The sequence below is a fragment of the Streptomyces sp. 184 genome, assembly GCF_045781775.1.
In the GTDB taxonomy this organism is placed as follows: Bacteria; Actinomycetota; Actinomycetes; order Streptomycetales; family Streptomycetaceae; genus Streptomyces.
Genome location: NZ_CP123230.1, coordinates 3,094,401 through 3,111,043 on the forward strand (window position 1 = coordinate 3,094,401; position 16,643 = coordinate 3,111,043).

Annotated in this window: 5 protein-coding genes; 3 read left to right on the forward strand and 2 right to left on the reverse strand. The window is 76.3% G+C overall.

What is annotated here, in order from left to right; translation table 11 throughout:
* Nucleotides 1-65: 65 nt before the first annotated feature.
* Nucleotides 66-9,392, forward strand: a complete 9,327-nt coding sequence (locus QBL21_RS13120) for a type I polyketide synthase (RefSeq protein ID WP_407562333.1) — start codon at nucleotides 66-68, stop codon at nucleotides 9,390-9,392.
* A 59-nt stretch (nucleotides 9,393-9,451) separates the two neighbouring features.
* Nucleotides 9,452-12,337, forward strand: a complete 2,886-nt coding sequence (locus QBL21_RS13125) for an AAA family ATPase (protein WP_407562334.1) — start codon at nucleotides 9,452-9,454, stop codon at nucleotides 12,335-12,337.
* A gap of 43 nt (nucleotides 12,338-12,380) precedes the next feature.
* Here the strand turns inward: QBL21_RS13125 and QBL21_RS13130 are convergent, their stop codons facing one another.
* Nucleotides 12,381-14,843, reverse strand: coding sequence for an AAA family ATPase (locus tag QBL21_RS13130; RefSeq protein WP_407562335.1), 2,463 nt, complete (start codon nucleotides 14,841-14,843; stop codon nucleotides 12,381-12,383).
* A 192-nt stretch (nucleotides 14,844-15,035) separates the two neighbouring features.
* Here QBL21_RS13130 and QBL21_RS13135 point away from each other — a divergent pair, with 192 nt between their 5' ends.
* Nucleotides 15,036-15,656, forward strand: coding sequence for a DJ-1/PfpI family protein (locus tag QBL21_RS13135; RefSeq protein ID WP_407562336.1), 621 nt, complete (start codon nucleotides 15,036-15,038; stop codon nucleotides 15,654-15,656).
* On the opposite strand, the gene QBL21_RS13140 is transcribed toward QBL21_RS13135, so the two are convergent.
* Nucleotides 15,653-16,282, reverse strand: coding sequence for a histidine phosphatase family protein (locus tag QBL21_RS13140; RefSeq protein ID WP_407562337.1), 630 nt, complete (start codon nucleotides 16,280-16,282; stop codon nucleotides 15,653-15,655). The genes QBL21_RS13135 and QBL21_RS13140 overlap by 4 nt on opposite strands.
* Nucleotides 16,283-16,643: the final 361 nt, after the last annotated feature.

Sequence of the window (16,643 nt, forward strand, 5' to 3'; positions counted from 1 at the left end):
GAGACCGCAACCGAAGCGGTGGAAGAGCCACGGCACCAGTGACACGGCACGGGGGAGCAACGCCTATGACCGGGATGGATCCGATCGCCGTCGTCGGCCTCGCCTGCCGGCTGCCGGGCGCGTCGGGCCCGGCGGAGTTCTGGCGGCTGCTGCGCGACGGCGGCGACGCCGTCGGCGAGGTCCCCGAAAGCCGCCGCCGGCACGCCGGAGGCCGGGCGTACGGCGGCTTCCTGGAGCGCGTCGACGCCTTCGACCCGGAGTTCTTCGGCATCTCCCCGCGCGAGGCCGCGGTCATGGACCCGCAGCAGCGCCTGATGCTGGAGCTGGCGTGGGAGGCGCTGGAGGACGCCGGCATCGTCCCGTACGACCTCTCCCAGACCGCGACCGCCGTCTACGCCGCCGCCATCTGGGACGACTACGCGGAACTCGCCCACCGGCGCGGCGGCCCGGCCCGTACGCACCACACCTTCGCCGGCACCCGGCGGGCGATGCTGGCCAACCGGGTCTCGTACGCCCTCGGGTTCACCGGCCCGAGCCTCACGGTGGACACCGGGCAGTCCTCCTCCCTCGTCGCCGTCCACCTCGCCTGCGAGAGCCTGCGCCGCGGGGAATCCACCCTGGCGCTGGTCGGCGGGGTGAACCTGGTCCTCGCCCCGGAGTCCACCGCCACCTCCGACCGGATGGGCGCGCTGTCCGCCTCCGGGCGCTGCCGCACCTTCGACGCCGCCGCCGACGGCTACGTCCGCGGCGAGGGCGGCGCGGTGCTCGTCCTCAAGCCGCTCCAGCGGGCCCTGGCCGACGGCGACACCGTGTCCTGCGTGCTCCGCGGCAGCGCCGTCAACAACGACGGGGGCGGCGACTCCCTCGGGGCGCCGCGCCGCCGCACGCAGGAGGAGGTGCTCCGGCTGGCGTACCGGCGGGCCGGCACGGACCCCGGCGACGTCCAGTTCGTCGAGCTGCACGGCACCGGCACCCCCGCCGGGGACCCCGTCGAGGCCGCGGCCCTCGGCGCGGTGGTCGGCGCCGCGCGGCCCGCGGGCGACCCGCTGCCGGTCGGCTCGGTCAAGACCAACGTCGGCCACCTGGAAGGCGCGGCCGGCATCGTGGGCCTGCTCAAGGTGGTCCTCAGCATCCGCGGTCGCGAACTCCCGCCCAGCCTCCACCACGCCACACCGCATCCGCGGATCCCGCTGGACCGGCTCAACCTGCGGGTGCAGACGACCCGCGCGGGCTGGCCCCGCCCGGAGCTGCCGCTGGTGGCGGGCGTGTCCTCGTTCGGCCTCGGCGGCACCAACTGCCATGTCGTGGTGGCGCAGCCGGACGTCCCCGCGGTCGCCGGAGCCGGCCCGCGGCGCGACGACACGGACACCCGCCCGCTGCCCTGGCTCTTCTCCGGCCGCAGCCTTCCGGCACTGCGGGACCAGCCGGCCCGCCTCCTGCACGACCTGCGCGACCACCCCGGGCACACCCCGCAGGACGTCGGACTCTCCCTGGCCACCACCCGCGCGCACTTCGACCACCGCGCCGTCGTCATCGGGTCGGGCGAGGACCTGCGCGACGGGGCCGCCCGCCTGTCCCGGGGAGAGCCCGCCCCCGGGGTCGTGCAGGGCGTCGCCCTCCCCGGCGCGGGTCCGGTGTTCGTCTTTCCGGGCCAGGGGTCGCAGTGGCGTGGGATGGCGCTGGAGTTGTACGGGCAGTCGGCGGTGTTCGCGGGGGCGTTGGAGGAGTGTGCGGCGGCGTTGGCCCCGTTCACGGGGCGGTCGCTGCTGGCGGATCTTGAGGGGGATCTTCGGCCGGGGGATGTGGTCCAGCCCGCGTTGTGGGCGGTGATGGTGTCGCTGGGGCGGCTGTGGGAGTCGTTCGGTGTGGTGCCGTCCGCGGTGGTGGGGCATTCGCAGGGGGAGATCGCGGCTGCGGTGGTGGCGGGCGCGCTGAGCCTTGAGGACGGTGCCCGGGTCGCCGCGCTGCGCAGCCGGGTCATCGCCCGCGGCCTGGCCGGACAGGGCGGACTGCTGTCGGTGGCGCTTCCGGCGGACGAGGTGCGGGAACTGCTGGGCACGGTCGGCGGAGGGCTGTGCGTCGGAGCGGTGAACGGCCCGGCGTCCACGGTCGTCAGCGGACCGGTGGCGGAACTGGGAGAGCTGACCGCGGTGCTGGACGCCCGGCAGATCCGGGCACGCCGTGTCGACATCGACTACGCGTCCCACTCCGCCCAGGTCGACGCCGTCGTGCCGGAACTCCTCGACGCCCTCGGCGAGATCCCCACGCGGTCGTGCCGGGTGCCGTTCTGGTCGACGGTGACGGGGGAGGCGCTGGACGGCCGGGAGCTGGACGCCGCGTACTGGGTGCGCAACCTGCGCCGCACGGTGCGGTTCTCTGACGTCGTACGGAAGCTGGTCGGCGAGGGCCACCGCCTGTTCGTCGAGGCCAGCCCCCACCCCGTGCTGAGCGCCGCCGTCTCCGCGACCGCCGACGCGCTCGGCGTCGAAGCCGCCGTCGTCGGCAGCCTCCGGCGCGGCGACGGCGGGCGGCAGGGGTTCCTCACCGGCGTCGCGCAGGCTTGGACGCGGGGCGCCCCCGTCACCTGGGAGGCCGCGTTCGACGGCCTCGACGCCCGGCGCGTCCCACTGCCCACGTACCCGTTCCAGCGCACCCGCCACTGGCTGCCCGCCGGCGACGACGAGGCGAGCGCAGCAGTGGAACCGCCGGTCCCCGACGGCGCGGACACGGCGCCGGTGACCGCCCGGCCACCGGCCGCCGGCGACCCGTCCGTGCCCGGCGGCGACGGGCAGCCCCGGCGGATGCTCGATGTCGTACGCAGCCACGCGGCGGCCGTGCTCGGCTACCCCGGCCCCGAACGGGTCGCCGAGGAGACGACGTTCAAGGACGCGGGCTTCGACTCGCACATGTCCGTCGAACTGCGCGACCGCCTCGGGGCCGCCACCGGGCTGCGCCTGCCGTCCGACGTCCTGTTCTCCTTCCCCACACCGGCCGCCCTCGCCGAACGGCTGCGCACCGGGCTGACCGGCACCCCCGCGGCGGACGGCCGCCCCGGCGACGGCGACGGGGGCGGGGACGAACGCGGCGCCGGGGACGAGCCGATCGCGGTGGTCGGGATGGCCTGCCGGTACCCCGGTGGCGTCCGGTCCCCCGAGGACCTGTGGCGGCTCGTGGCCGACGGCACCGACGCGATCACCGGCTTCCCGGACGACCGGGGCTGGGACGGCGGTGGCACCGGCCGCACCTGGCGGGGCGGCTTCCTCGACGGTGCCACCGAGTTCGACGCCGGGTTCTTCGGCATCTCGCCGCGCGAGGCGCTGACCATGGACCCGCAGCAGCGCGTGCTGCTGGAGGTCTGCTGGGAGGCGGTCGAGCGGTCCGGGATCGTCCCGGCGACGCTGCGGGGCAGCGCGACCGGCGTCTTCGTCGGCGCCATGGCCCAGGAGTACGGCGCCCGGCTCGACCAGGCGCCGGAGGGCTTCGAGGGGCAGATCCTCACGGGCGGCACCCCCGGTGTGCTGTCCGGCCGCGTGGCGTACACGCTGGGCCTCGGGGGCCCTGCGCTCACCGTCGACACCGCCTGTTCCTCGTCGCTGGTCTCCCTTCATCTCGCCGCGCAGTCACTGCGGCAGGGGGAGTGCTCCCTCGCCCTCGCCGGGGGTGTGGCCGTCATGTCGAACCCGGGCATGTTCCTGGAGTTCGGCCACCAGGGCGGGCTGTCCGCCGACGGCCGCTGCAAGGCGTTCGGGGCCGGCGCCGACGGCACGAGCTGGGCGGAGGGCGCGGGGGTGCTCGTACTGGAGCGGCTGTCGCACGCCCGCCGCAACGGGCACCGGGTGCTCGCCCTGCTGCGCGGCTCCGCGGTCAACCAGGACGGCGCGTCCAACGGGCTGACCGCCCCCAGCGGCCCCGCCCAGGAGCAGGTCATCCGCCGGGCCCTGGCCGCGGCCGGGCTGGCGGCCGGGGACGTCGACGCCGTCGAGGCACACGGCACGGGCACCAGCCTGGGCGACCCGATCGAGGCGCACGCCCTGCTGGCGACGTACGGGCAGGCCCGCGACCCCGGCGAGCCGCTGTACCTGGGTTCGCTGAAGTCCAACATCGGCCACGCGCAGGCCGCCGCGGGCGTGGGCGGCGTGATCAAGATGGTGATGGCGATGCGGCACGGGACTTTGCCGCGTACGCTCCACGCCGACCGGCCGTCCCCGCACGTCGACTGGGCGTCCGGGGCGGTGGCCCTGCTGGCCGAGGGGCGTCCCTGGCCCGGCCGCGGCCGGGCGCGCCGGGCGGGTGTCTCCTCGTTCGGCATCAGCGGCACCAACGCGCACGTGATCGTGGAAGCGGCGGCCGACGAAGCTGCTGAGCCCGACGAGTCAGCCGAGTCCGCCGAACACGCCGCTCCGCGGCCGGAGTCCGCGCCGCCCGCGGCTCCGGTGCTGGTGTGGCCCGTATCCGGAGACACCCCGCGAGGCCTCGCCGCCCAGGCCGGGCGGCTGCGTGACTTCGCCGGGGAGCACCCCGAGCGGGCCGCGGCGGACATCGGCTGGTCGCTGGCGGCGACCCGGGCGGCGCTGGAGCACCGGGCCGTTGCGGTCGGCAGGAACGCCGGAGAGCTGGCGAACGGCCTGGCCGCGCTGGCCGCGGGGGAGCCCGCCGCGCACCTCGTTACGGGCCGGGCCACGGGGGTCGGCGCGGGTCCGGTGTTCGTGTTCCCGGGCCAGGGGTCGCAGTGGCGTGGGATGGCGCTGGAGTTGTACGGGCAGTCGGCGGTGTTCGCGGGGGCGTTGGAGGAGTGTGCGGCGGCGTTGGCCCCGTTCACGGGGCGGTCGCTGCTGGCGGATCTTGAGGGGGATCTTCGGCCGGGGGATGTGGTCCAGCCCGCGTTGTGGGCGGTGATGGTGTCGTTGGCGCGGCTCTGGGAGTCCTTTGGTGTGGTGCCGTCGGCGGTGGTGGGGCATTCGCAGGGGGAGATCGCGGCGGCGGTGGTCGCCGGAGCGTTGAGCCTTCAGGACGGTGCCCGGGTCGCCGCGCTGCGCAGCCGGGTCATCGCGCGGCGACTGGCCGGGCGGGGCGGCATGGCGTCGGTGGCGCTGCCCCCGGAGGCGGTGCGGCAGCGGCTCGACGCCCTGGGCGGCGGGCTGTGCGTGGCGGCGGTGAACGGCCCGGCCACCACGGTCGTCAGCGGGCCGGTGGCGGAACTCGCGGAGCTGACGGCGGCGCTGGCGGCCGAGCAGGTCCGGGTACGCCGTACCAACGTCGACTACGCGTCCCACTCCGCGCAGGTCGACGCCATCGCGGCGGAGCTGACCGAGGTGCTGGGCGAGGTCCGGACGCGGTCGTGCCGGGTGCCGTTCTGGTCGACGGTGACGGGGGAGCTGCTGGACGGCCGGGAGCTGGACGCCGCGTACTGGGTGCGCAACCTGCGCCGTACGGTGCGGTTCTCCGACGTCGTACGGAAGCTGGTCGGCGAGGGCCACCGCATGTTCATCGAGACCAGCGCCCACCCCGTGCTCACCATGGGCGTCCAGGAGACCGCCGAGGCGGACGCCGTCGCCGTGGGCTCGCTGCGGCGCGGCGACGGAGGGGCGGAACGCTTCCTCACCTCGCTCGCCGAGGCGCACGTGCAGGGTGCCGCCGTCGACTGGGCCCCGGCCTTCCCCGGCGCCCGCACGGTGGACCTGCCGACGTACGCCTTCGAGCGCCGCCGCTACTGGATGGCCGCCCCGGCACCCGCCGCCGAGACCGGCGACCACCCCCTGGCCCGGTCCGTGACCCAACTGGCCGACTCCGACGCCGCCCTGCTGACGGCCACCCTGTCCCGCCGCACCGCGCCCTGGCTCGCCGACCACGTCGTCTCCGGCAGCGTGCTGCTGCCCGGCGCCGCCTTCGTCGAGCTGGCACTCCGCGCGGGCGACGAAGTCGGCTGCGGGCGGCTGGAGGAGCTGGTCCTGCACGCCCCGCTCCACCTGCCCGAGCGGGCCGCGGTCCAGCTCCAGATTGCGGTACGCGCCCCGGAGGACGGCACGGCCCCGGTGCCCCGCCGTCCCGTCGTCGTCCACGCCCGCCCGGCCGGCGCGGCACCCGGGGAGCCGTGGGTCTGCCACGCCACGGGTTTCCTGACGCCCGCTCGGGGAGCGCCCGGCGGCGCCGTCCCCACCGAATGGCCGCCCGCCGGCGCCGAGTTGCTGACGGTCGAGAAGCTGTACGCGGGGCTGGCGGCCCTCGGCTACGAATACGGCCCGGCCTTCCGCGGCCTGGGCGCGGCCTGGCGGCGGGGCGGCGAGGTGTTCGCCGAAGTCGCGCTCCCCGCCGCGGGCGCGCCCGACGCCGCCGGCTACGGCGTCCACCCCGCGCTGCTCGACGCCTGCCTGCACGGTGCGCTGCCCGGCCGGGCCGACGAGCGGGGCACCGGTCCGGCGCTGCCGTTCGCCTGGGGCGGCGTGGAGTTGTTCGCCACCGGCGCCACGGCGGCGCGGGTCCGTATCGTCCCGGACGGGGAGGGGGCCTTCGCCCTGCACGTGGCCGACGCCGCGGGCCGCCCGCTGGCCGCGGTCGACTCCCTGACGCTCCGGGAGAGCACCGCTCCGGCCGGCGCCGCCGGTTCGGACGGCTCCGGGCGCCTGTACCGGGTCCGCTGGCAGCCCGCCGCGAGCCCGCCCGCCACGACCGCCGCCGTCGCGCCCGACACGTTTCCCTCGCCCGTCACCTCCTCCGCGTCCGCCTCACCCACCACGTCTGCCGCGGGCCGTACGCCCGGCCTCCCGTGTGTGCTTGACCCGCACGCGCCCCGCCTCGCCGCGCTCGCCGACCCCGTGCCGCCCCTCGTCATCGCCCCCGTGCCCGACGCGGGCACCGCGGAAGAGGCAGCCGCCCGGACGCTGGGACTCCTCCAGGAGTGGCTGGCCGGCGAGCGGTTCGCCGCCTCCCGGCTCGCCGTCGCCGTCACCGGCGACGGCCCGGCGCAGGCGGCCGTCGCGGGGCTGGTACGTACGGCCCGTACCGAGCACCCGGACCGCTTCGCCCTCGCGCACGTCACCGACGACCCGGGCTACCGGGCCACCGCCGCCGCCCTCGCGTCGCCGGACGAGCCGGAGATCCGCGTGGTCGCCGGGCAGGTCGCAGTCCCGCGGCTGGCGCACACCGGCGCCCGCCTCCCGACGCCGCCCGCTGACCAGCCGTGGCGGATCGACGCCACCGTCCGCGGCACGCTCGACAGCCTGGCGGCCCTCCCCGCCCCGGCGGCGGCCGGGCCGCTGCCCGCAGGCCACGTCCGCGTCGCGATGGGCGCCGCCGGGCTCAACTTCCGCGACGTGCTGATCGGGCTCGGCATGTATCCCGGGCAGGCGGACCTGGGGATCGAAGGCGCGGGCACGGTGACCGGCGTCGGGCCCGGCGTGACCGAACCGGCCGTCGGCGACCGCGTGCTGGGCCTGATCTCCGGCGCGATGGGCCCGGTGGCCGTGGCGGATGCCCGCACCCTGGTGCGGATGCCCGAGGGCTGGACGTTCGCGCAGGGCGCGGCCGTGCCCGTGGCGTACCTCACGGCCTGGATGGGGCTCGTCGACGGGGCCGGGCTCGGCCGCGGCGAGCGGGTCCTCGTCCACGCCGCCACCGGCGGGCTCGGGCTGGCGGCGGTGCACGTCGCCCGGCACGTGGGCGCCGAGGTGTTCGCCACCGCGAGCCCGGCCAAGCAGCACCTGCTGCGGCGCCTCGGGTTCGACGACGACCACCTCGCCTCCAGCCGCGACCTGGACTTCGGGCAGCGGTTCCGGGACGCCACCGGCGGCGCCGGCATGGACGTCGTCCTGCACACCCTCGCGGGCGAGTTCACCGACGCCTCGCTCGATCTGCTGCCGCGCGGCGGCCGGTTCGTCGAGATGGGCAAGACCGACGTCCGCGACGCCGCCGCGGTGGCCGCCGACCGGCCCGGCGTCGTCTACCAACCCTTCGACCTGACGGCCGAGGACCCCGGCCGGGTCGGGGACGTACTGCGGCGCCTCGCCGGCCTCTTCGCCGCCGGTACGCTCCCGCCGCCGCCGATCACGTCGTGGGGCGTACGGGAGGCTCCGGAGGCGTTCGGGACGCTCAGGGACGCCCGCCACCTCGGCAAGGCCGTGCTCACCCTGCCGCGCCGCCTCGACCCGGACCGGACGGTCCTCGTCACCGGCGGTACGGGGACGCTCGGCCGCCTGCTGGCCCGCCACCTGGTGACCCGGCACGGGATCCGGCACCTGCTGCTGACCAGCCGGCGCGGCCCCGGCGCGGACGGCGCGGCGGAGTTCGCCGCCGAACTCGCGGACCTCGGCGCCCGGGCGCACGTGGCGGCCTGCGATGTCGGCGACCGCCGGGCGCTGCGGGACCTGTTCGCGGCCGTACCGGACGGCCGGCCGCTGGGCGCGGTGATCCACGCCGCCGGGACGCTCGACGACGCGGTCGTGGAATCGCTCACGCCCGCGCGGGTGGCGCGGGTGCTCCACGCGAAGACGCGGGCCGCGCAGCACCTGGACGAGCTGACGGCGGGACTCGACCTGGACGCCTTCGTGCTGTTCTCCTCCGTCGCCGGGCTGCTGGGCACCGCCGGCCAGGCCAACTACGCCGCGGCGAACGCCACCCTGGACGCCCTGGCCCGGCACCGCAGGCACCGCGGGCTGCCCGCCGTCTCCCTCGCCTGGGGCCTGTGGCGCGAGGCCGGCGGCATGACCGGGCACCTGGCGGGCCGGGACCTCGACCGGCTGGCGGGCGCGGGCGTGGCGCCCCTCGACTCGGCCGCCGGACTCGCGCTCTTCGACGCGGCGCTGACCGGCGGCGAGCCGGTCCAGGTCGCCGCCCGGCTGGACCTGCCGGGGCTGCGGGAGAGGGCCGCCGCCGGCGAACTGCCGGCCCTCTTCCGCGGCCTGGTCGGCACGGTCCGGCCACAGGCCGCCACCGGCCGGCCGGCGGCGGAGCCCGGCGCCGACGACGGCGCCCTGGCACGGCAGTTGGCCGGGTCGACCCCCGAGGAGCGGCAGCGGGTGCTGCTGGGTCTGGTCCGGTCGCAGGCGGCCACGGTCCTGCGGCACGGCACCGCGCAGGACATCGTGCCGGACCGCCCGTTCCGGGAGCTGGGATTCGACTCCCTCACCGCGGTGGAGCTGCGCAACCGGCTCACCGCCGCGGCGGGCGTACGGCTGCCGAGCACGGTGGTCTTCCGCCACCCCACCCCCGCCGAACTGGCGGACCGCCTGCACACCGAACTCTTCCCGCCCGGCCCCGAGGACGCCGCCTCCACCGCCTCCACCGGGACCGCCGGGACGAGCCCGGACGCCGGGGACGGGACCGCAGAAACGCAGCACGTGCCGGTTGTGGACGACGAGCTGCTCGCCCTCATCGACAAGGCGGTGGAGGGCGAGTGACGCGTCGGGACCCCGACTCACCTGAACCGGCAGATCGTCAGCGACGGGGGAAGGATTCCATGCGTGCAGCAGACGTGCCGTTGATCGAGCGGGACCACGAACTCGCGGTCCTCGACAGCGCGGTCACCCGGTGCCGGCGGGGCGCCGGACAACTGCTCCTCATCGAAGGCGCCCCGGGGATGGGCAAGACCGCCCTGCTCGCCGCCCTGCGGAGCAGGTCGGAGGCGGAGGGCTTCCGCGTCCTCCAGGCCAGGAGCGACGAGTCGGAGGGGGGATTCCCGTACGGCGTCGTGCGCCGGCTCTTCGAGGGCCGGCTGGCCGCGGCGGCACCGGAGGAGCGGCGCCGGGTGTTCCGGGGACCGGCGGGGCCGGCGCTCCGGCTCTTCGAGTACGGGCACCAGGACGCGCCGCCCGTCGGGCAGGACGCCGCGCTCTATTCCGGCGACCGGCAGCACGTACTCCTGAACGGCCTCTACTGGATGTGCGTGCACCTCGCCGAGCGCCGGCCCCTGTCGCTGCTGCTCGACGACATCTGGTGGGGCGACGCCCCCTCGCTCCGCTTCCTGCACTACCTGGCCACCCGGCTGGAGGGCCAGCCGATCCTGCTCGGCATCACGACGGACCCGGCCCAGAAGGGGCCCCGGATCGGCGGTGCACACGCCATCGTCGGCCTGCCGGCGGCCGAGTTGCTCCGCCTCACCCCGCTCAGCGCGGCGGGCGTCAGGGCCTGTCTGGGCACGCGGCTGGGTGACGGGCCCGGTCCCGCACTCGTGGACGCCTGCCACCGGGCGACCGGTGGCACCCCCTTCTACCTCCGCGAGCTGATCGACGAACTGGCCGCCGCGGAACCGCCGGACGGCGGCCCGCCGCCCGCGGCCCTCGTCCCCGGCCTCGCCCCGCCCCGGGTCGTGCACGGCGTGCTGCGACGGCTGCGTTCGCTGCCTGCGCCGGCCGTCGCGCTCGTGGAGGCCATGGCCGTGCTGGGCACCGAACCCGGCCTCACGTACGCCAGCGGTGTCGCGGGCATCGGCCAGGGGGCCGTCGCCGGCGCGCTGGGGGCGCTGGTCGACGGCGGGCTGCTCCAGCCCGACCTGCCGCCGCGCTTCCTCTACCCCATCGTCCGGGCCGCGATCTACCACAGCCTGCCGGCCACCAGGCGGAACGCGGTCCACGCACGGGCGGCGCAGGTCCTCGCCGAGGCCGCGGCCCCGGTGGACGACGTCGCCCGCCACCTGCTGCACGCCGAGGTCGCCGGGAGCCGGCACGCGGTCGCCCTGCTGCGCCGCGCGGCCCGGAAGGCGGTCGCCGACGACCGGCCGACCGCCGCCGTGGCGTACCTGGCCCGCGCCCTCCAGGAACCGCCCGCGCCCGAGGACGAGGTCGCGGTGCTCACCGAACTCGGCAGGGCGGAGCTGCGGGCCCGGATGGCCGCGGCCCTCGACCACCTCGGCCAGGCCATGGAGTTGAGCGCGGACCCCGTGGCCCGCGGCACGGTCGGGCTCGACCTCGCGGCCGGACTCGTGGCCGCCGACCGGGTCGAGGAGGCCGTATCCCTGCTCCAGCGGCTGCGCAAGGAGGTCGACGACCACGACGAAACCCTCGGCGGCCGACTGGACATCGCCCTTGTCGTCGCCGCGAGCCAGGCGTCACACCTGCGGTTCATCGCGACGGAACGGCTCGGCGAGCTGGCCCGTACCGACGCCCCGGGCCCGGGGGCGGCCCGGCTGCTCGCCCTCGAAGAACCCGCCGCGGCCCTGCGCCGCGGCGAGCCCGCGCACCGGATCGGGGAGCTGACCGACAAGGCGCTCGCGGACGTGTTCGCCGACGGCCTCGCGTCGTACGACCACGAGGTGTCCGCGCAGCTCTGGTGCCGGGTCGCCGCCGTCCTCGTCTGCTGCGACCTGCTGGGGGACGCCGAGCGCCTGCTCACCCACGCCCTCGCGGACGCGGAGGAGACCGGCGCGTCGATCGCCGCGGACTCCTACCGCGCCGTACGCGCCTGGGTCCGCTACCAGCGCGGCCGGCTGGCCGAGGCGGAGACGGACGCGCGCCACGTGCTGGACCGGGCCGACGGCGCCGGCCTGCGCAGCCCCATGGCGGTGTTCGCCGTCGGCGCGCTGACCAGGGTGCTGACCGCGCGCGGCGAACTGGACGCCGCCGCGGCCGTGCTGCGCACCCACGAGTTCAGTGCGTCCATGCGGCGGTCGGCGATCTACGTGCCCGTGGTGTTCGCCCGCGGTCATCTGCACGCCGCACTCGGCGACATCGACACCGCCGTCGAGGACATCCTCCACGGGTGCAGGCTCCTGGAGGACTGGGGGATGCGCGACCCCGCCCTCCTCCACACCCTCGACGCCGCCGTCCTGCTGGACAGGGCGGGCCGCACGGAGGTCGCCCGCGGCATGACCGAGCGGGCGCTTCCGCGCGTACGGGCCTTCGCGTCCCGGCGCGTGATCGCCGCCGCGCTGCGGGCCCGCGGCCTGACGGCGGCGCCCGGCTCGGCGGTGCGGTACCTGGAGGAGGCCGCCGAGATGCTCGCCGACTCCGAGGCGCGGCTCGACCACGCCACGGCGCTCGTCGACCTCGGGGCGGGCCTGCGCCGGTCCGAGCGGTGGGCGCGGGCCCGGCGGACTTTGAACAACGCCCTGGCCGTGGCCCGGCAGTGCGGCGCGTGGGGCCTGGTGGCGGCCGCCAGGTCCGAGCTGTCGGCGATGGGGGTACGGGTCCGCGTGACCGAGGAGGGATCGGCCGCCCTCACCTCCCAGGAACGGCGGGTGGCGGCCCTGGCGGCGGAGGGCATCCGCAACCGGGACATCGCGCAGACCCTCTTCGTCACCGTGAAGACCGTGGAATGGCACCTCAACCGGGCGTACCGGAAGCTGGGCATCACCTCCCGCAGCGAACTGCCGAAGGCGCTGGCGCGGCAGCGCGCCACGGCCGCCTGAGGGGAGGGGCCGGAAGGTGGGCAAGGGGGGTGCCAGGGGTGCGTCAGCCGCCCGAGAGGGCGGCGCCGAGTTCGCGCCGCGAGGCGATCCCGAGCTTCCGGTAGACCTGGCTCAGGTGCCACTCGACCGTCTTCACCGTGACGAAGAGGATGCGCGCGATCTGCCGGTTGCTCTTGCCCTCCACCGCCAGCAGCGAGACGCGGTGCTCGCGGGGGGTCAGCCCGGCGACGCCGGTGCGCGCGGCCCGGCGTACGCGTACGCCCATCGCGGACAGCTCCCGCCGGGCCCGCTTGCCGAGCGACGTGAGGCCGGCGGAATCGGCGGCGTCGATGGCGTCGGCCAGCCTGCGGCGGGCCGGTGCGGTACGGCCGGCGGTCCGCAGTTCGGCACCGAGCTGTACGAGGATCGCGCAGGAGTCGGCGACCGCGCCGGTGCCCTCGATGCTCTGCGCCGCCTCGGTCAGCAGCTCCAGTGCCGCGGCGCCGCTGACGGTGGAGGCGCGGTCGGCCAGGGCGCACGCGAGGGCGCGGGGTTCGCCGAAGGCGCGCGCGGCGAGCAGCCGCTCCCCGGCGAGGGCGTGGGCCTCGTCGGCCCTGCCGAGCGCGGTGAGCGCCTGCACGGCCCGTACCCCGGAGTCGAACGCGGGGGAGCGGACCCCGAGGTCGGCCAGCGACTCGTGGACACGCAGCAGGTCCACAGCGCCCGCGGCGGTGTCGCCCCGGGCCAGGCGCAGCCGCCCGCGGGCGGCCGTCAGCGGCAGCGAAAGCCCGCGGTGCGCGGCGAGCGCGGCGCCGCCGGGGGCTCCGTGGCGGGCGAACGCGTCGGCCGCGGCGCCGGTCTGGTTCCGCAGCAGGAGGACTTCGGTGAGCGCGTAGACGGCGAAGGGACGGCCCAGGACGGTCGCGTCGTCCGGGTCCGCGTCGGCGTCCGCGCCGCTGAGCGCGGCCGTGGCGTCGGTGTCCGCCTCCGCCAGCATGCCCCGGCCGAGCTGCACGAACGCCCGCAGGGAGCGCAGCTCGCGGGAGGCCGGCACCAGCCCCCGCGCCTCGGCGCGCCGGACGGCGCCGTCGAGAACCGCCGCGGCCTCGGGCAGCCGCCCGCAGCAGAACAGGCAGAGCGCGATCAGGCCGGGGGCCAGGGCGTCGCCCTCCGCTTCGGGGCCGCGCCGCCGGGCCTCCTCCGCCAGCCGCCCCACCTCGGCGGCGGTCGCGCCGTCGAGCAGCGCGGTGAAGGCGCGGCGGGCGGGCGGCAGTTCGGCGGCGCGGTCCGCGGCGGTGCCCGCGAACGACGCGGCGGCGGGCCGGTCGTGCCGGGCGGGCGGGAGGTGCAGCAGGTGCTCGGCGACCTGCTCCGGCGGGGCGCCGCCGCGGGCGAGCGCCTGCGCCGCACCGGCGTGCGCGCGGTAGCGGGACGCGCGGGGCATGTGCTCGTAGACGGCGTTGCGCACGAGGGGGTGGGCGAAGCGGGGCGGGACGCCGGGCCCGACGACGCCGATGTCGGTGAGCGCGCCGACCGCCTCCCCGACCTCGCGCGGGGTGAGCCCGGTGACGTCGGCCAGTTCGCCGTACCCGGCGGTGCCCCCCACGACGGCGAGCGCGTCGACGAGGCGCCGGGCCCCTTCCCGGTGCTCCTGCGGTACGTGCCCCACCCAGCGCTGCACGGCCCTGGCGACCTTCCGCGGACCGGCCCGGGCCACCAGCCCGGGACCCCACGGCACATCCGGCCCCGGGTCGCGCCGCAGCTCGCTGACGAGTTCGTACAGCAGCGCGGGGTTCCCGCCGGTGACCGTCCGGGCCGCGTGCGCCAGCTCCGGGTCCGGATCACCGTCCAGCACCGCGCCGAGGACCTCTGCCACCGCCTTCTCGCTGAGGACGTCCACGGGGACGGAGCGCACCGCGGGCGAGCCGCGGAAGGCGTCGGTGATCTCGGAGTTCACGCCGCAGTCGACGGAGGCGGTGGCGGCGACGCACAGCACGGGATGGCGCTTGAGCCGGCTCTCGATGTACTGGAGGAAGCGCAGCGACGCGGCGTCCGCCCAGTGCAGGTCGTCGAGGAGCAGCAGGACGGGGCCGCGCCGGCTCATGTTGACGAGCATCCAGTGCAGTCCGCGCAGGAGCGCCTCGTGCTGCCGCGGCGCTATGTCGCCGTGCGCGACGGGATGCCGGTGGTCGAAGAGCGGCGAGGCGAGCGCGGCCGGCCCCTCGACGGCGGCGGTACGCGCTTCTGCCGGGGCGGTCGCGAAGTACGGCTCGAAGAGCTGGCGGACGGTCCCGTACGGGAAGGCGCTCTCGAACTCGCTGCTGCGCGAGCGGAGCACGGTGAACCCGGTGGCGGCGTGTTCGTGCGCGGCCCGCAGGAGGGCGGTCTTCCCGGTCCCGAAGCCCCCTTCGACGACGACGAGGCCGCCGCCGCCGTTGCGACAGGAGTCGACGGCGACGTCCACCAGCCGTAACTGGTAGTCGCGCTCGACGATGGGAACGGTGTCCAGGTGGTGAATCCCGCGCATGACGCAGTCGGCCTCCGTCCCTGTCGAAGCGCGGGCCCGCCTCCGCGAGCGGGCCGGGTCCGTGGCGGGAACTGTCGCCGACCGCCCTTGCCTCGTTCTTGGCTGGCGCTTGGCATACGGAGTATCGGGGGCGTACCGGACCTAAAGAGTGCAGATCGTCGGGTGGTGCGGCCGGGGCCGTAGGATCGATGCATGGACATCGTTATTCCGCTCTTCGACCGCTTCGAGCCGCTGGACGCGATCGGGCCGTACGAGATATTGGCCTACGTCCCCGGCGTCGAGGTGCGCTTCGTCACGGACGAACCCGGGCCGGTGCAGGACGTGTTCGGCGCGCTGCCGGTGCACGTGCCGACCCGGTACGACGAGGTGGAGCAGTGCGACGTCCTGCTGGTCCCCGGCGGGGGCAGCCACCACGCGATGATGGACGACCCGGCGTTCCTCGACTGGGTGCGCCGGATCCACGCCGGCACCCGCTTCACCACCTCGGTCTGCACCGGCGGGCTCGTGCTCGCCGCGGCCGGACTGCTGAAGGGCCTCACCGCCACCACCCACTGGAACGCCGCCCGCGCCCTGGCCTCGTACGGCGCCGTCTATACCCCCGAGCGGGTGGTCCGGCAGGACCGGGTGATCACCGCGGCCGGGGTGTCCGCCGGCATCGACATGGCCCTGGAGCTGACCGCCCTGCTCACCGACGAGGCGACCGCCCGGGCCGTCCAGCTCTACACCGAGTACGACCCGCAGCCCCCCTTCGACACCGGCTCGGTCGCCAAGGCCCCCGCCGACATCGTCGAACTGGCCCGCTCCCTGGACTAGCCGGGCCGGTCCGGAGTCTCGCCGAGCCCGACGACCTGGCGGTTGTGGAAGTAGTCGTCCTCGTACAGCGTGGTGATGCTCCCGGCGGGCGCCCGGAAGGCGGCGTAGCCGGCCGACCCGACCGGCATCCCGATCCAGCACGCCACGACGAACGTCAGTGACCCGCCGTGCGTGACGACGATCTGGTGGGCGCAGGGGCTCCGCAGGATTGCCTCCGTGGCCGCGTAAACGCGCCGCGCCCAGGCGGCCTTCGTCTCGGCGCCGGCCACGCCCTCGTCGTGGTCCATGCGCTCCCCGGACTTCGGCGGCGGGACGGAGCGCCGGTCCAGCCACTCCTGCGGCTTCCCCTCCGCCTCGCCGTACGACTTCTCCCGCAGCCTGGGGTCGAGGACCGGCCGCACGCCGAGGAGTGCGGACACCTCCTCGGCCGTACGCGCGGTGCGCCGCAGGTCGGAGGCGTACAGCTCCACCCCGGCGTCCGCCGGGATCCGGGCCCGCAGCGACCGCGCGAGGGCGGCCGCGGCCCGTACGCCGGCGGGTGTGAGCCGCGAGTCGTGCCAGCCGCCGACGACTCCCCCGACGTGGTGGGTCGCCTCGGGGTGGGTGACGACGTAGAGGGTGCGCATCGTGCCTCCTGGGGGTGGCGCCGTACTCCGTTGCCGCAGGTCACAGAGCACTTCTTCTGCACCATGGTGCCCGCGTGCACGCACCGGCCGAGGTTTGGCTCAAAGCCTGAGCACATATTTCCTACAACCTCTCCGCATACTGGCCCCGATGCTCTAGATTGACGATGCTTCGCCTGTTTGGGCGCGAAGCGACCAATGTCGATCTATTGGTCCTGTGCCGCGGTCCGCCGCCGGCCGCGCCCCCGACGCAAGTCGTGGAGGTGATCGATACTTGGGCCCGAGAGGGCCTTGGGTGGGGGGAGAACACCCGGGGCTTCGATGGGTCCCCTGTGTACCCCGGGCGTTCCGGTGGGGCAACCGA